This is a genomic window from Streptomyces marincola, assembly GCF_020410765.1.
Lineage (GTDB): Bacteria > Actinomycetota > Actinomycetes > Streptomycetales > Streptomycetaceae > Streptomyces > Streptomyces marincola.
This window is the reverse complement of the sequence record NZ_CP084541.1, coordinates 6,198,470-6,214,685: the sequence shown is the minus strand read 5'-3', so window position 1 is coordinate 6,214,685 and position 16,216 is coordinate 6,198,470. Positions and strand designations below refer to the sequence as shown.

The window sequence follows — 16,216 nt, the reverse complement described above, 5'->3', positions numbered from 1 at the left end:
AACAACCGCGCGCCCACTCGTAGTTGGGGTCTAGTACAGCTGAAGTGACGACAGGAGTTGATGAGATGGCGCGGCAGGCTCAGATCGGTATCACCGGTCTCGCGGTGATGGGCAGCAACCTGGCACGGAACTTCGCCAGGCACGGGCACACCGTCGCACTGCACAACCGCACCGCCGCCAAGACGCGGGCCCTGGTCAAGGAGTTCGGCCACGAGGGCGACTTCATCCCGGCCGAGTCGGCCGAGGAGTTCGTGGCCGCGCTCGAACGGCCCAGGCGAGTGGTGATCATGGTCAAGGCGGGCGCGCCGACGGACGCGGTCATCGACGAGTTCGCCGCCCTGCTCGAACCCGGCGACATGATCGTGGACGGCGGCAACGCCCACTTCGAGGACACCAGGCGGCGCGAGGCGGCGCTGAAGGAACGCGGCCTGCACTTCGTGGGCTGCGGCATCTCCGGCGGTGAGGAGGGCGCGCTGAACGGGCCGAGCATCATGCCCGGCGGCTCCGCCGAGTCCTACCAGGCTCTGGGTCCGCTGCTGGAGAGCATCTCGGCCAAGGTCGACGGCGAGCCGTGCTGCGCGCACATCGGCGCGGACGGCGCGGGCCACTTCGTGAAGATGGTGCACAACGGCATCGAGTACGCCGACATGCAGCTGATAGCGGAGGCGTACGACCTGCTGCGCAAGGTCGGCGGGTACGAGCCGGCGCAGATCGCGGACATCTTCCGCACGTGGAACACCGGGCGGCTCGACTCGTACCTCATCGAGATCACGGCCGAGGTCCTGGCGCACACCGACGCCGACACGGGCGACCCGTTCGTCGACATCGTCGCCGACCGCGCCGAGCAGAAGGGCACCGGGCGCTGGACGGTCCAGACCGCGCTCGACCTGGGCGTTCCGGTCTCGGGCATCGCCGAGGCCGTCTTCGCCCGCTCCCTGTCCGGGCACGCCGAGTTGCGGGCCGCGGCGGCCGAACTGCCCGGCCCGGAGCGGCCCGAGCTGCACCCGGACGACGCGGCCCGCTTCACCGAGCAGGTCGAGCAGGCGCTGTACGCGTCCAAGATCGTGGCCTACGCGCAGGGCTGGCACCTGATCCAGACCGGGGCGGAGCACTACGGCTGGGACATCGACCGGGCCTCGGTCGCGGCGATCTGGCGCGGCGGCTGCATCATCAGGGCCAGGTTCCTCGACGAGATCAGGGCCGCCTACCGGGGCGGTCAGGCGCCGGTGACGCTGCTGACCGACCCCACGTTCAGCGGCGCGCTGAAGTCGGCGCAGAACGCGTGGCGGCAGGTGGTGGCGCGGGCGACCGAACTGGGTGTCCCGGCCCCCGGGTTCTCCGCCGCCCTGGCGTACTACGACGCGCTGCGCGCCGGCCGCCTGCCCGCCGCGCTGGTGCAGGGGCAGCGCGACTACTTCGGCGCCCACACCTACCAGCGCACCGACAAGGACGGCTCGTTCCACACCCTGTGGGGCGGCGACCGCTCCGAGCGCAAGGAGGACTGAGCGGGGGCACGGCACGCGGCCACCGCCGCCCGGGTGTCCCGGGCGGCGGTGGCCGCCGCCGTTCCCTACGCCGTCCGGGGGACCTGCCGCCGGTGGGCGGCCTGCCTGCCCCGGCGTCCCGCCCGCGCCTGGCAGCGTGCGGGCAGGCGCCCGGGGCGCGGGCAGGCAGCGGGAGATGAGGGACGGATGCAGATCGGGTACAAGCTGGCGGCCGAGGGCTACGGGCCTGAGGAACTGGTGCGGCAGGCGGTGCTGGCGGAGCGTTCGGGTTTCGACTTCGTGGAGATCAGCGACCACTACCACCCCTGGCTGGACAACCAGGGCCACTCGCCGTTCGCCTGGAGCGTGCTGGGGGCCATCGCGGCGCGCACCGAGCGCATCGGCCTGGCCACCGGCGTGACCTGCCCGACCGTGCGCTACCACCCGGCGATCATCGCGCAGGCCGCCGCGACGCTCGCGCTGCTGTCCGACGGCAGGTTCGTCCTCGGCGTCGGCTCGGGCGAACGCCTCAACGAGCACGTCACCGGCCGCGGCTTCCCCGACTCGGTGCACGTGCGGCAGGAGATGCTGCGTGAGGCGCTGGAGATCATCCGGCTGCTGTGGCGCGGCGGCTACCGCAGCTACGACGGCAAGTACCTGCGGCTTGAGGACGCCCGGGTGTTCGACCTGCCGGCCACGCCGCCGCTGATCGCGGTGGCCGCGGGCGGCGAGGACGCCGCCGAGATCGCCGCGGCGCTGGGCGACGGCCTGTTCGCCACCGAGCCGCGCGCCGACATCGTCCAGCGCTACCGCGACAGCGGGGGCGCGGGACCGCGCTACGCCGAGGTGCCGGTCTCGTGGGCCGAGGACACGCACACCGCCGCTCAGGCGGCGCTCGACACCAGCCGGTGGGCGCTGACGGGCTGGAAGGTCATGAGCGAACTGCCCAACCCGGTGAACTTCGCCGCGGCGTCCCGCACCGTGCGGGAGGAGGACATCCTCGGTCAGTTCGCGTGCGGGAACGACCCCGACCGGTTCGTCGAGGCCGCCAAGCAGTACGCCGACGCGGGCTACGACCGGCTGGTGATGCAGAACGCGGGCCCCGACCCGGACGGCTTCGTCGACTTCTACCAGCGCGAACTCGACGGCCGCCTGCGGGAGCTGACGCCCCGCGGCTGACCGGGCACGCCCCGCCCCGCCTCACGCGCGCGCGGCGATCCGGTCCAAGCGCCGGCGGGCCGCCGTGAGGGAACGCGCCTCCCGGCGCAGCCCCTGCCACGGGTCGCCCGAGCGCGCGAGGCGTTCCGGCAGGGTGCGCAGCGTGAAGTGCCGCGGCCCGATGCCGCCCCCGGTGAACTCCTCCCACGTCAGCGGGGTGGCGACCGGCGCGTGCGGCCTGGCCCTGACCGCGTAGGGCGCCACGGCCGTCTGGGCGTAGGCGTTGCGCTGCACGTCCAGGTAGAGGCGCCCGCCGCGCCGGTCCTTGCGGACCTCGGTGGTCAGCCGGTCCGGGTGGCGCGCGGCCAGCAGGTCGGCGGCGGCGTGGGCGAAGTCGCGGACCTCGTCGAAACCGGCCTTCGCGTCCAGCGGCGCGAGCACGTGCGCGCCGCGCGAGCCGGTCGTCATCACCGCGGGCCGCAGTCCCGCGTCCGTCAGCAGGCCGCGCACCTCGGTGGCGGCCCACCGCACGAGGCCGAAGTCGTCGCCCGGCGGGTCGAGGTCGAAGACCAGCCGGTCCGGGCGGTCGGGCCGGCCCGCGCGGCTGAGCCACACGTGCGGCGTCAGGCACGCCTGGTTGGCCAGATAGGCGAGGGTGGCCGCGTTGTCGCACACGGCCATCTCCAGGGTGCCGCCCGCCTTGGCCACCTCGACCCGGCGGACCCAGTCGGGGAAGTGGTCCGGCACGTCCTTGTGGAAGAACGAGGGCCCGCGGTAGCCGTCCGGGTAGCGCTCCATCGTCAAGGGCCGGTCGCGCACGTGGGCCAGCATGGGCCGGGCGACGGCCCGGTAGTACGCGACCAGGTCCTCCTTGGTGATGCCGTCCTCGGGGAACATCTCCTTGTCCGGGCGCGTGACGGCGACCCGCCGCCCGCCGACCCGGATCTCGTGCCGTCCGTCTCGTGCGCTCATGGCCGGTGCCGGGTTCCCCCGCGCGGCCGGGGAAAACGCCGGGGCCCTGGGTTTCCCCGGCCGCCGCGCCGGTTACCCGGACCGCGGTCCGCAGACCCGACAACCCCGACAACACCGAGGACGGTGAAACCGATGCGCATCGCATTCCTGACGGCACCGGAGGGCGTGGAGCAGGTCGAGCTGACCGAGCCCTGGCGGGCCCTCACCGAGACCGGCGAGACCCCGCAGCTGATCTCCACGAGCCCCGGGGAGATCCAGGGCTTCGACCACCTCGACAAGGCGGACACCTTCCCGGTGGACCACACCGTCGACGAGGTCTCGGGGGACGACTTCGACGCGCTGGTGCTGCCCGGCGGCGTCGCGAACCCCGACGCGCTGCGCCTGAACGCCCGGGCCGTGGCGTTCGTCAGGGAGTTCTTCGACGCCGGCAAGCCGGTCGCGGCGATCTGCCACGCGCCGTGGACCCTCATCGAGGCGGACGTGGTCCGCGGCAGGACCCTGACGTCCTGGCCCAGCCTCCGCACAGACATCACCAACGCGGGCGGCACCTGGGTCGACGAGCAGGCGGTGGTGTGCCACGAGAGCCCCAACACCCTGGTCACCAGCCGCAAACCGGGCGATCTGAAGCACTTCAACGACCGTATGCTGCGCGAGTTCGGAAAGGTCGCCGCATAACCATGAATCTCGGATTCCTCACCCCGCTGCTGCACCGCCCCGGCCCCTGGGCCACGGTGTACCTGGACACCTCGGCCGTCGCGGAGGACGCGGCGGAGGTCCAGGAGCTCCAGGCCCGCGACGCCTGCGACCGGCTCGCGGAGCTCGGGGCCGACGAGGCGACCTGCCGCGCCGCGTACGGCGCGCTCGCCGGCGCGGGCCGCGAGGACGCGGGGCGCGCGGTGTTCGCCACGGACGGCGAGGTGGTGCTCGACGTTCCGCTGAGCACGCCGCCGCCGTCCCCGCCCCGGGCGTCCTGGTCCGTGCTGCCGCGCCTGGCCCCGCTGCTCGAATACGGCGGGGGCGACCCGGCGTGCCTGGTCGCGTTCGTCGACCGCAAGGGCGCCGATCTCGAACTGCGCGGCACCCACGGCAGACCGCGGCCCGAGGGCCAGGTGAAGGGGCGCGACTGGCCCCTGCACCGCACCGGCCGCGACGACTGGCACGAACGCCACTTCCAGCTGGCCGTCGAGAACACCTGGGAGGAGAACGCCGCCCTCATCGCGGACCGGCTCACCGACGAGGCCGCCAGGACGGAGGCCGAACTCCTGGTCCTGGCCGGCGATCCGAGGCAGCGGCGGGCCGTATGCGACCGGCTGCCCGAGGAACTGCGGGCGGCCACCGTCGAGAGCGAGCACGGCGGCCGGGCCGCGGGCGCCTCCCGCGAACTGCTCGACAGCGAGGTGGCCAGGGCGCGCGCCGAACGGGTCCGCGCCCACGCCGACGAGGTGCTCGACCGGTTCATGGCCGGCCGCTCCCCCGCGGGCGAGCACATCGACGCCGCCGAGGGGGTGCCGGCGCTGGTGGACGCCGCGCGGGAACACCGCATCGACGAACTGCTCGTGCGCAGCGGCGGCACCGACCTGCACCACGAGGTGTGGGTGGGGCACGAGCCCGACCAGGTGGCGCTGCGCCGCTCCGACTCCCAGTACCTCGGCGAGCCGTCGCCCGCCGCCGCGCGCGCCGACGACGCGCTGCTGCGTTCGGCCGCCGCCACGGGCGCCGGCGTGATCGCGCTGCCCGCCGACGACGGGTCCGACGGCGGGCACCGGGTGCCGGTCGGGGGCCTGGGCGCGCTGCTGCGCTGGCCCTACCAGGGCGCCGTGCCGGGCGGCGGCGCCAGGCCCGACGGCTGACGCCGCCCCGCCCCCGTCCGCCGGCCCGAGCCCCGCGCCCGGGCCGGCGGCGTGCGCGCGGGCCGGTTTTCAGGGCCCGGCGGCCCGGGTACCCGCGCACGAAACGTCCACAGGCCGGCCCATGAGGAGGCTTCCGCATGACCACCGATCTCGACCTGGCCGAGCTCGGACAGCAGTTCCGCGTGGACGCGGTACGCGCCACGTCGCACGCCGCGTCCGGGCACGCCACCTCGTCGATGTCCGCCGCCGACCTGATGGCCGTGCTGATGGCGCGCCACCTGCGGTACGACTTCGACTGGCCCGACCACCCGGGCAACGACCACCTCATCCTGTCCAAGGGGCACGCCTCTCCCCTGCTGTACGCCGCCTGGAAGGCGGCGGGCGCGATCACCGACGAGGAGCTGCTGACGTTCCGCGAGCACGGCAGCCGCCTCGAAGGCCACCCCACGCCGCGGCTGCCGTGGGTGGACGTCGCCACCGGCTCCCTGGGGCAGGGCCTGCCGGTGGGCGTGGGCATCGCGCTCGCCGGCCGCAGGCTCGACGAGCTGCCCTACCGGGTGTGGGTGCTGTGCGGGGACAGCGAGCTGGCCGAGGGCTCGAACTGGGAGGCGTTCGAGCACGCGGGGTACGAACGGCTCGCGAACCTCACGCTCGTCGTCGACGTGAACCGGCTGGGCCAGCGCGGCCCCACCCGGCACGAGTGGGACCTCGACGCGTACGCGCGGCGGGCCGCCGCGTTCGACTGGCACACGATCGAGGTCGACGGCCACGACACGGCGGCGATCGACGCCGCCTACACGGAGGCGGCCGGCGTCACCGACCGGCCCACCGTGATCCTGGCCCGCACCCGCAAGGGGCGCGGCGTGCGCGCGGTCGAGGACCAGGAGGGCGCGCACGGCAAGCCCGTGCCCGACGCCGACGAGGCCATCGCGGAACTGGGCGGCGAGCGCTCCCTGACCGTCGAGGTGGCCAAGCCGGCCGCCGCGACCGCGCCCCGGCAGCCGCACGGCGTGCACACGGAGCTGCCCACGTGGTCGCCGGGCGACGAGGTCGCCACGCGGAACGCCTACGGCGAGGCGCTGGCCGCCGTCGGGGACGGGCGCGAGGACGTCGTGGCGCTGGACGGGGAGGTGAGCGACTCGACGCGTTCCGCGTTCTTCGCCGAACGGCACCCCGAGCGGTTCTTCGAGTGCTACATCGCCGAGCAGGAACTGGTCGCGACGGCCGTCGGCATGCAGATCCGCGGCCGGACACCGTTCGCCTCGACCTTCGCGGCCTTCCTGACCCGCGCGCACGACTTCGTGCGGATGGCCGCGGTCAGCCGGGCGAGCCTGAACCTGGCGGGCTCGCACGCGGGGGTGGCCATCGGCGAGGACGGCCCGTCCCAGATGGGCCTTGAGGACCTGGCGATGTTCCGCTCGGTGCACGGCAGCACCGTGCTCTACCCGTGCGACGCGAACCAGACGGCACGCCTGGTGGCCGCCATGGCCGACGGCACCGGCATCCGCTACCTGCGCACCTCGCGGGGCGCCGCGCCGGTGCTCTACGGCCCGGACGAGGAGTTCCCGATCGGCGGCAGCAAGCTGCTGCGCTCCTCGGACGAGGACCGGCTGACGGTGGTGGCCGCGGGCGTCACCGTGCACGAGGCGCTGGCCGCCGCGGACGAACTCGCGGCGGACGGCATCCGCGTGCGGGTGCTCGACCTGTACTCGGTGAAGCCGGTGGACGCGCACGCGCTGCTCGAAGCGGCCGAGGCCACCGGCTGCCTGCTGACGGTCGAGGACCACAGGCCCGAGGGCGGTCTCGGGGACGCCGTCCTCGACGCGTTCACCGACGGCAGGCCCGTGCCCCGGCTGGTCCGCCTCGCGGTCACGACGATGCCGGGGTCGGCGAAGCCGGCCGAGCAGCTGCGGGAGGCAGGCATCGACGCGGCCGCCATCGCGGCGGCGGTGCGGCGTCAGCTCGACGAGCCCGCCACCGCGTGACGGACGGCGTCGGCCGTGTCGGTCAGCGTCGGCAGGTGGGCGAGCACGTCCGCGGCCCTCGCGGTCAGATCGGCGGGTGAGTCGATGCCGAGGTCCGCGAGCAGGGCGGCGAAGTGCGGGGCCCGTTCCTCGCGCAGCGCCTCCGGCGCGTCGGCGTCGAGGACGGTGTGGCAGCGGGCGGCCGTCGCGGCCAGCCAGAAGGCCACCTCCCTGTGCTGCCCCGCCCTGATCCGCGCGTACAGCGAGTCGATCGACACGGCCCTGGCCGCGGGCGTGATGTCCGAGGCGTAGGCGAACGGGGTGCGGGCGACCGCCGCCGCGGCGTCGAAGGTGTCGGCGAGCGCGCGCAGGTGCTGTTCCGCGCGCGGCGCGGTCAGGGCGGCGGAGCCGAGCAGTTCGAGCAGTTCCTCGTGGCGCCGGGCCAGGCCGTGCGCGGCGAGCAGGTCGCGGGCGGCGACATAGCGCAGCCGGATGGTCGGGTTGCGCAGCGCGGCCACGAGCAGCACGTGGGTGGTGACCCCGGTGGGGAACAGCCAGGCGGTGACGGCCTGCGGCCAGGGCGCGGTCGCGTCCAGGCCGCGCAGGCCGTCCGTCACGCGGCGCAGCGCGTGGGCCTGGCGGGCCGCGACCCAGCGCGGCTCGGCGAAGCGGCGGGCGACGTCCTCGTGCAGGGCGGTGAGCCGGCCCGCGGGGTCGGCGACGACGGTGTCCGCGCGCAGCGCCGGCGCCAGGTGGTAGTCGGAGAGCACCGCGTCGGGCGAGGCGAGCTGCTCGGCGGGCACCAGCGTGACGTCGAGCAGCGCCCCGAGGTGGCGCAGCTTGCCCGGCTTGACGCCGGGCGCGGGTCCTTCGGTGACGACCATGACGTCGACGTCCGAGCCGGGCGGGACGGGGGCGTCGGGCGGCAGGGCCGCCGTGGAGCCGCCGAGGTAGGCGCCGGCGAAGCCGGGCAGCCGGCCGCCGTGTCGTTCGATCCAGTCGGCGGCGGCTGCCCTGGCTTCACTCGCTCTCATGCCGACCATGGTGCCCGCGGCCCGGCGCCCCCGCGCCACCGGGGCGCGAAAACTCCGGTCAGGGGGCGCGTTCGAACCGGGCCGCGGCCACGAAGTCGGGGCGCGGGTCGAGGGCCGCCGCGAGCCGGAAGTGGCGCAGTGCCTCCCCGTCCCGGCCGGCCCGCTCAAGCGTGCGGGCCAGCGCGAAGTGGGCGAAGGCGTTGTCGGGCTCGCGTTCGAGCACGAGCTGGAACTCCAGCTCCGCCGAGCGCAGCTGCGCGGCGAGGAAGAACGCGCGGGCGCGCAGCAGCCGGGCCGCGGTGTTCTCCGGGTGGGCCGTGATCAGCGGGTCGAGCAGTTTCAGGGCGCCGCGCGGGTCACGGGCGTCGAGCAGGTGCTCCGCCGCCCGGTAGGCGATGACGTGGGTCTCCGGAGTGGCGTCGGACACGGGCCCTCCCTCAACGAATGGTTCTGGTGCCGGGTGGGCGCAACGCTGGGCCGCCGCCCGGTATTCCCCTCCGGGATTCCCCGCCACGGCCGCCGCGTACCGCGCGCCGCCTGATAAGACATGGGCATGGCCGACGATCTCTCCCCGCGCCGCCGGTTCCTGGTGCTCGCGATCTGCTGCATGAGCCTGCTGATCGTCAGCCTGGACGTGACCGCGCTGAACGTGGCCCTGCCGTCGTTGCAGCGGGAGCTCGACGCCGACGTCTCGGGGCTCCAGTGGACGCTGGACGTCTACACGGTGGTGCTCGCGGCCTTCCTGATGCTCTCGGGTTCGATGGCCGACCGGATCGGCCGGCGCCGCGTCTTCAGGACGGGCCTCGTGGTCTTCACCGCCGGCTCGCTGCTGTGCGCCCTGGCGCCCGGGCTCGGCTGGCTGATCGCGTTCCGCGCGGTGCAGGCCGTCGGCGGCTCGATGCTCAACCCGGTGGCCATGTCGATCATCACGAACACCTTCCGCGAGCCGCGCGAGCTGGCCAGGGCCATCGGCGTGTGGGGCGGTGTGGTCGGCATCTCCATGGCGATCGGCCCGATCGTGGGCGGCGCGCTGACGCACGCGTTCGGCTGGCGGGCGATCTTCTGGCTGAACCTGCCGATCGGCCTGGCCGCGCTGTACCTGACGCGGCGCTTCGTGCCCGAGTCGCGGGCCGCGCGACCGCGCCGCGTCGACCCGGTGGGGCAGGTGCTGGTGATCGTGCTGCTCGGCTCGCTGACGTTCGGGATCATCGAGGGCGGGCACGACGGCTGGGGCTCGCCGGTGATACTGGGCTGCTTCGCCGGGGCCGCGGGGGCCCTGGCCGGACTGCTGCTGTACGAGCCGCGGCGCGCCGAGCCCCTGATCGAATTGCGCCTGTTCCGCAGCGCCCCCTTCAGCGGCGCGTTCGCGATCGCGGTGGCGGCGTTCGCGGCCCTGGGCGGGTTCCTGTTCCTGAACACGCTCTACCTCCAGGACACCCGGGGCCTCACGGCGCTCGAAGCCGGCCTGCACCTGCTGCCGATGGCCGGGACGACGCTGCTCTTCGGGCCGCTCTCCGGCCAGTTGGTGGCGCACGTGGGCCCGCGCGCGCCGCTGATCCCGGCCGGCGTCGCGATCGCGGCGAGCGGCGTCCTGCTCACGGGGCTCGACGCGCGGACGCCCCTGCCCGTGCTGTTCGCCGGGTACGTGTGCTTCGGCATCGGGTTCGGCCTCGTCAACGCGCCCATCACGAACACCGCGGTGACCGGCATGCCGCGGTCGCGTTCCGGGGTGGCGGCGAGCATCGCCTCGACGGGCCGGCAGGTGGGGTCCGCGCTCGGGGTCGCCGTGGTCGGCACGGTGCTCGTCGCGGGGTCGAGGACGGCCGGGATGTGGGTCATCGCCGGCTGCGGCGCGGTCGTGCTGGTGCTCGGGGTGGTGACGACGGGGCGCTGGGCGCGCGGCACCGCGGAACGGGCCACGCGCCGGCTCGCGGCGGCGGAACGCGACGCCCGCGCCGGGGCGGAACCCGGCGCGTGAGCGGCGCGTGCGCAACCGCGCCGGCGCGCGAAGTGGCGCGCGGCGCCGGCGCGTTCAGGCGTCGGGCGCGGTCGCCGTGCTGCCGCGCGCGGTGAACCGCGCGGGCGGCGACCAGCGCCGCACGACCGGGCGGCCGTCGATGAGTTCGAGCACCGACGCGGCGACCAGGACGCCGAACCGGTGCACGTCCACGCTCATCGTCGAGAGCGCGGGCGAGGCGAGGCGGCACAGCGTGGAGTCGTCCCACGCGATGAGGGACAGGTCCTCGGGCACCCGCACGCCGTGCTCCTTGGCGACGCCGAGCCCGGCGACGGCCATCACGTCGTTGTCGTACAGGACGGCCGTCGGCCGCTCCGGGCGGCGCAGCAGCTGTGCGGTCAGCTCGGCGCCGGCCTCGGCCGAGTAGTCGCCCTCGACGAGCACGGGTTCGACGCCGACCGCCGCGCAGCCCTCGCGCAGGGCCGCGGTCCTGGCCCGCGTGTGGACCAGCTCTGCGGGTCCTGTGACGCGGGCTATGCGCCGGTGCCCGAGCCCGAACAGGACGTCCAGCGCCTCGCGCACCGGCGCGGCGTTGTCCGTGATGACGGCCGGCGTGTCGGGACCGCCGTCCCACGCGCCGACCATGACGGCGGGCAGGCCCAGCCCCGCGAGGACCGCCGGGCGGCGGTCGCCGCCGGTCAGGTTGACCACGACGACCGCGTCCACCAGCCCGCGCTCGGCCCACCTGCGGTGGGTGGCGATCTCCTCGTCGTGCGTGGCGACGACGTGGAGCAGCACGGACAGTCCCCGCTCGGCCAGTTTCTCCTCGATGCCGGCGATGAACTCCATGAAGAAGGGTTCGACACCGAGCAGTCGCGCCGGCCGGGCGAGGACGAGCCCGATGGCCTCGGTCCGGCTCACTCAGCCGGCACCGGTGGCGTGTGCAGGGAGCCGGCGCTGCGCAGCACCAGCGGTCCGGTGAACTCGGCCGGGTCGACGGTGGCCCCGGTGCGCACGGTGAACGAGCGGGTCTCGCCCGGCAGGACGGGCACCAGCATCTCGTCGACCACGGCGTCGGGGGCGACGCGGTCGGCGAGGATCGCGACGTCGCGCGCGAAGGAGGTCGCGCGGACGTCGACGCGGTAGCCGCCCGGCACCGGCACCGCCTCGGCCGTGAGGGCCCGCGGGTCGTAGGCGAGGTCCCGGTCCTCGGCGAAGAGATGGACCGCCCGGGTCCCGTCCACGGTTGCCACCAGTACCTCCCGTGCCGCGTCGGCCGGCTTCAGCAGCGAGTCGGCCAGCTCGATCTCGGCGACCGAACGTGCCGAGACTTCGAGGGAGATGGTAGCGGTGGCCAGCGCCTCGCCCGTGAACGTCAGCCGCTCGACACGAAGTTGGCCGGTCCACGCCTCGTCGGTGTCGTTGACCGCGACGAGTGTCTCACGGCCGTCGCGGGGCTGGACGGTCAGCAGCCGCGGGGCGTAGGCGTTGCGCAGCCCGTACCACAGGGGCTTGGGGCGCTCGTCGCCGTCCACGGCGGCCCAGGAGGTCACCGGCCAGCAGTCGTTGAGCTGCCACACCAGGGAGCCCGCGGTGCGCGGCCACCAGGAGCGGAAGTGCTCGATACCGAACGCGACGGCGCGCGCCTGGTTGAGCTGCGTGGCCCAGTGCCAGTCCTCGAACGTGCGGGGCTCGGGCAGGTGGGGGGCCATGCCGCGGTCGAGCTTGCCGTTGCCGTCCTCGGCCTTCTGGTGCAGCAGGAAGCCGGGCGAGGTCGGGGTCAGCGGCTCGTCGTGGATCCAGCGGGTCAGCGTGGACCAGGCGGGCGGGCCCTGGAAGCCGAACTCCGAGCAGAAGCGCGGCACATGAGTGCGGTAGTGGGTGTAGTCGACGCGGTTCCACACCTCCCACTCGTGCCGGGAGCCGTGGTCGGCGTCGTTGGGGTGCTTGTCCTCGGGCGTGAAGCCGGGGCTGTAGGGGCTGCCGTCGGAGTAGGGGCGCGTGGGGTCGAGTTCGGCGACGATGGCGGGGAACAGCTCGGTGTAGTAGCGCAGGCCCCAGGTCTTGCCGTCGAGTTCCTCCTGCCAGCCCCAGTCCATCCAGCCCCACAGGTTCTCGTTGCCGCCGTTCCACAGCACGAGGGAGGCGTGGGAGGTCAGCCGGGCCACGTTCTCGCGGGCCTCGGCCTCGAACTCGCTCCACAGCGGCTCCTCCTCCGGGTAGGCCGCGCAGGCCAGGAGGAAGTCCTGCCAGACGAGGACGCCGCGCTCGTCGCAGACGTCGTAGAAGTCCTCGGTCTCGTAGATGCCGCCGCCCCAGACGCGGAGCATGTTCATGTGCGCGCCGAGCGCCTGGTCGACGCGCCGCTCAAGGCGCTCGCGGGTGATGCGGGTGAGGAAGTGGTCGTCGGGGATCCAGTTGGCGCCCTTGGCGAAGATCCGCCGGCCGTTGACGACGAAGGTGAACGGGGTGCCCGTCTCGTCCGGCGCGGTGTCCAGGACCACGGTGCGGAAGCCCACGCGCCGCCGCACGGTGTGCAGCGCGGTGCCCGCGTCGTCGCCGGTGCCCGAGAGGGTGACGTCGAGGTCGTACAGCGGCTGGTCGCCGTACCCGGCCGGCCACCACAGCTCGGCGTCGGGCACCTCGACGGTGACCTGCGCGGTGGTGGCGTCCGCCGGCACGACCACGGTGGCGCGGTGGTCGCCGATGGCGGCGGTGAGGGTCAGTTCCGCGGCGTCGCCGAGCCCTGAGCGCTCGACGACGGCGTGCACCTCGGCGCGTCCCGTGCCGTCCTCGGCGACGGTGACCAGGGGGCGGACCTCGGCGAGGCGGGCCACGCGCCAGCGTTCGAGCGCCACGGGCTTCCAGATGCCGGCGGTCTGGAGGTCGGGGCCCCAGTCCCAGCCGAAGCTGCACGCCATCTTGCGCACGGTGTTCATGGGGTGCGGGTAGGCGCGGGGGCGGGACCCGAGGCGCTCCTGGATCTCCTCGCCGTACGCGAGGGCCGACCTGAAGGTGACGACGAGGTCGGCCGCGTCGCCCGTGAGCAGGTGCCGCACGTCGAAGCGGTAGGAGCGGTGCATGTTGGCGGTGCTGCCGAGCACCTCGCCGCCGAGCACGACGGTGGCGACGGTGTCGAGCCCTTCGAAGACGAGGTCGACGCGCTCGTCGGGGGCGGGAGCCTCGGCCTCGACGGTGGTGGCGTAGCGCCAGTCGGTGCGGTGCGCCCAGACCAGCTCCTCCTCCACCCGGTCGAGGTACGGGTCGGGGATGAGGTCCTGCGCGAGCAGGTCGAGGTGCGCGCTGCCCGGCACCTGGGCCGGGATGGTGCGGCCCGCGATGTGGCCGGGAACCGGTCCGGCAGCCGCCGTCAGGTGCCAACCGTCATGCAACGTGTGGCGGATCATCGTTGAACACTCCCTGGAAATCGTCCGCTCGAACCGGGTAGAGATTCTTATGCAACCAAATAAAGTAAGTCAACAAGGTCAACTGACCGGCAACTCCCGATGAGCGAAGGACGCGGATCCACGTGGCACCACAACCCGACCTGCTCGCCGACCCCGGCCTGACGCACCTGCGCGCGGCCGGGGTCAGCCTCGTGCTCGACCTCTCGGAGGCGCGGCTGCCCCGCGTCGTGCACTGGGGGGCCGACCTCGGGGCGCTCGACCCCGCCGGGCTCGCCGCACTGCGGCTGGCCGCCCGGCCGCAGCCCATCGGCTTCTCCGTCGACGGCCCCGTCGACGTCGCCGTCCTGCCCGAGCAGTCGGCGGGCTGGCTCGGCACCCCCGGGCTGATCGGCAACCGCGGCGGGGCCGACTTCTCCACCGCCTTCCGCGTCACCGGGGCGAGCCTCGGCCCCGGGGAGGGCGCCGCGGGCGAAGGACCGGCCGAGGGCCGGGGCGGACGGCTCACCGTGCACGCGCACGACCCGGCGGCGGCACTCGAACTCGAACTCACCATCGAACTCACCCCGCAGGGGCTCGTGCGCCAGCGCGCCGCCCTCACCAACGCCGGTGACACCCCGTTCGCCGTGGACGCGGTGCACCTCACGCTCCCGGTGCCGCCCGACGCCACGGACCTGCTCGACTTCACGGGCCATCACCTGCGCGAACGCAGCCCGCAGCGCACGCCGTTCACCCACGGCCTGCGCATGCGCGAGAACCGCACCGGCCGCACCGGCTACGACGCCGCCTACCTGCTCGCGGCCGGCACCGCCGGCTTCGGCAACCGCTCCGGGCGCGTGTGGGCCGTGCACACCGCATGGTCCGGCAACCACCGCACCTTCGCGGAACGCACCTTCCACTCCGTTTCCCTGCTCGGCTCGGGTGAACTGCTGCTGTCCGGCGAGGTCCTGCTCGACCCCGGCGCCTCCTACCGCACGCCGTGGCAGTACGGCTCGTTCGGCACCGGGCTCGACGAGGTGTCGGCGCGCTTCCACCGCCACCTGCGGGCCCGGCCGCACCACCCCTCCGGCCCGCGCCCCGTCGTCGTGAACACCTGGGAGGCCGTCTACTTCGACCACGACCTGACCCGCCTGCGCGGCCTCGCCGACGCCGCCGCCGCGGTCGGCGCCGAGCGCTTCGTCCTCGACGACGGCTGGTTCGGCTCCCGGCGCAACGACCGCCGCGGGCTCGGCGACTGGTACGTCTCCGACGAGGTCTGGCCCGACGGGCTCGGCCCGCTGACCGACCACGTGACGGGTCTCGGCATGCAGTTCGGCATCTGGGTCGAGCCGGAGATGATCAACCCGGACTCCGACCTCGCCAGGGCGCACCCGGACTGGATCATGGCCACCGGCGACCGGCTGCCCGGCCCCGCCAGGTCCCAGCAGGTGCTCGACCTCGCCAGGCCCGAGGCGTACCGGTACATCCTGGAGCGCCTCGACGACCTCCTCACCACCTACCCCGTCTCCTACCTCAAGTGGGACCACAACCGCGACCTCGTGGAGGCGGGCCACCAGCCCGCCGGCCGGGCCGGCGTGCACGACCAGACCCTCGCCGTGTACCGGCTCATGGACGAGCTGCGCGCCCGCCACCCGCACGTGGAGATCGAGTCCTGCTCCTCCGGCGGCGGCCGGGTGGACCTGGAGATCCTCCAGCGCACCGACCGGGTGTGGGTCTCCGACTGCATCGACGCCCTCGAACGGCAGCGCATCCAGCGCTGGACCAACACGCTGATCCCGCTGGAGCTGATGGGCACGCACATCGGCGCGGGGCTCGCCCACACCACCGACCGCCGCCACCCGGTGGACTTCCGGGCCGGCACCGCCCTGTTCGGCCACTTCGGCATCGAGTGGGACCTCACCCGCGCCGAGCCGGCGGACATCGAGCGGCTGACGCGGTGGGTGGCGCTGTACAAGGAACTGCGCGGGCTGCTGCACTCGGGCGTCTCCGTGCACGCCGACCACGCCGACCCGGCCGTCGAGGTGTCCGGCGTCGTGGCCGAGGACGGCACCGACGCGGTGTTCGCCGTGGTCGCCACCGCGACCTCCGAGCTGTACCCGCCCGGCCCGGTGCGGCTGCCGGGGCTGCGCCCCGAGCTGACGTACCACGTGCGCCCCCTGCCGCCCGGCGACGTGCCCGAGGGCAACGCCACCCGGTGGGGCGTTCCGTTGCCGTGGTGGACCCCCGAGGGGGTGCGCCTGCCCGGCCTCGCCCTGGCCGAGGCCGGGCTCCAGGCCCCGGTGCTCTTCCCCGAGCGGCTGATCCTGCTGCGGGCCACCGCCGGTTAGGCGGGACGGTGTCCTCCCGCGGGGCCGCGGCCCCGCGGGAGGACACCGTGGCGGCGCCGCCGGGCC

The 16,216-nt window shown here is 74.4% G+C and carries 12 protein-coding genes; 7 read left to right on the top strand and 5 right to left on the bottom strand.

What is annotated here, in order from left to right:
- The first annotated feature begins 65 nt into the window (after positions 1-65).
- Both gndA and LC193_RS27435 read left to right on the top strand, forming a co-directional pair.
- Positions 66-1,505, top strand: a complete 1,440-nt coding sequence (gndA, locus tag LC193_RS27440; protein ID WP_226078063.1) for an NADP-dependent phosphogluconate dehydrogenase — start codon at positions 66-68, stop codon at positions 1,503-1,505.
- Between the two features lie 186 nt (positions 1,506-1,691).
- Positions 1,692-2,663, top strand: coding sequence for a TIGR03557 family F420-dependent LLM class oxidoreductase (locus tag LC193_RS27435; RefSeq protein WP_226078062.1), 972 nt, complete (start codon positions 1,692-1,694; stop codon positions 2,661-2,663).
- A gap of 21 nt (positions 2,664-2,684) precedes the next feature.
- On the opposite strand, the gene ligD is transcribed toward LC193_RS27435, so the two are convergent.
- A complete protein-coding gene (gene ligD, locus LC193_RS27430) occupies positions 2,685-3,614 on the bottom strand; it encodes a non-homologous end-joining DNA ligase (protein ID WP_226078061.1) in 930 nt (309 codons plus the stop codon).
- Positions 3,615-3,746: 132 nt separating this feature from the next.
- On the opposite strand from ligD, the gene LC193_RS27425 reads away from it, so the two are divergent.
- The 3 genes from LC193_RS27425 to LC193_RS27415 all read left to right on the top strand — a co-directional run bounded on the left by LC193_RS27425 (position 3,747) and on the right by LC193_RS27415 (position 7,449).
- Positions 3,747-4,289, top strand: a complete 543-nt coding sequence (locus LC193_RS27425; RefSeq protein WP_086157161.1) for a type 1 glutamine amidotransferase domain-containing protein — start codon at positions 3,747-3,749, stop codon at positions 4,287-4,289.
- 2 nt (positions 4,290-4,291) lie between these two features.
- A complete protein-coding gene (locus tag LC193_RS27420; RefSeq protein WP_226078060.1) occupies positions 4,292-5,464 on the top strand; it encodes a baeRF2 domain-containing protein in 1,173 nt (390 codons plus the stop codon).
- A 137-nt stretch (positions 5,465-5,601) separates the two neighbouring features.
- Positions 5,602-7,449 carry a transketolase gene (locus tag LC193_RS27415; RefSeq protein ID WP_226078059.1) on the top strand — a complete coding sequence of 616 codons (1,848 nt, stop codon included), beginning with the start codon at positions 5,602-5,604 and terminating at the stop codon, positions 7,447-7,449.
- On the opposite strand, the gene LC193_RS27410 is transcribed toward LC193_RS27415, so the two are convergent.
- Together LC193_RS27410 and LC193_RS27405 are read right to left on the bottom strand one after the other, a co-directional pair.
- The gene (locus LC193_RS27410) at positions 7,422-8,462 is read right to left on the bottom strand and encodes a hypothetical protein (RefSeq protein ID WP_226078058.1); all 1,041 of its coding nucleotides are present in this window, start codon (positions 8,460-8,462) and stop codon (positions 7,422-7,424) included. The two genes, LC193_RS27415 and LC193_RS27410, sit on opposite strands and share 28 nt — an antisense overlap.
- Positions 8,463-8,520: 58 nt before the next feature.
- Complete coding sequence (locus LC193_RS27405) at positions 8,521-8,889, bottom strand: tetratricopeptide repeat protein (protein WP_226078057.1); 369 nt, start codon at positions 8,887-8,889, stop codon at positions 8,521-8,523.
- A 126-nt stretch (positions 8,890-9,015) separates the two neighbouring features.
- Between LC193_RS27405 and LC193_RS27400 the strand changes: the two genes are divergently transcribed.
- Entirely contained in the window at positions 9,016-10,440 is a 1,425-nt protein-coding gene (locus LC193_RS27400; RefSeq protein ID WP_226078056.1) for an MFS transporter, read from the top strand.
- Between the two features lie 54 nt (positions 10,441-10,494).
- Here the strand turns inward: LC193_RS27400 and LC193_RS27395 are convergent, their stop codons facing one another.
- Together LC193_RS27395 and LC193_RS27390 are read right to left on the bottom strand one after the other, a co-directional pair.
- Positions 10,495-11,340 (bottom strand): LacI family DNA-binding transcriptional regulator, encoded by an 846-nt coding sequence (locus LC193_RS27395; protein ID WP_226078055.1) that lies wholly within the window; start codon positions 11,338-11,340, stop codon positions 10,495-10,497.
- Entirely contained in the window at positions 11,337-13,826 is a 2,490-nt protein-coding gene (locus LC193_RS27390; RefSeq protein WP_226078054.1) for a glycoside hydrolase family 2 protein, read from the bottom strand. Before LC193_RS27390 ends, LC193_RS27395 begins: the two co-directional genes overlap by 4 nt.
- Positions 13,827-13,948: 122 nt before the next feature.
- Between LC193_RS27390 and LC193_RS27385 the strand changes: the two genes are divergently transcribed.
- The gene (locus tag LC193_RS27385; protein WP_226078053.1) at positions 13,949-16,150 is read left to right on the top strand and encodes an alpha-galactosidase; all 2,202 of its coding nucleotides are present in this window, start codon (positions 13,949-13,951) and stop codon (positions 16,148-16,150) included.
- Positions 16,151-16,216 lie beyond the last annotated feature (66 nt).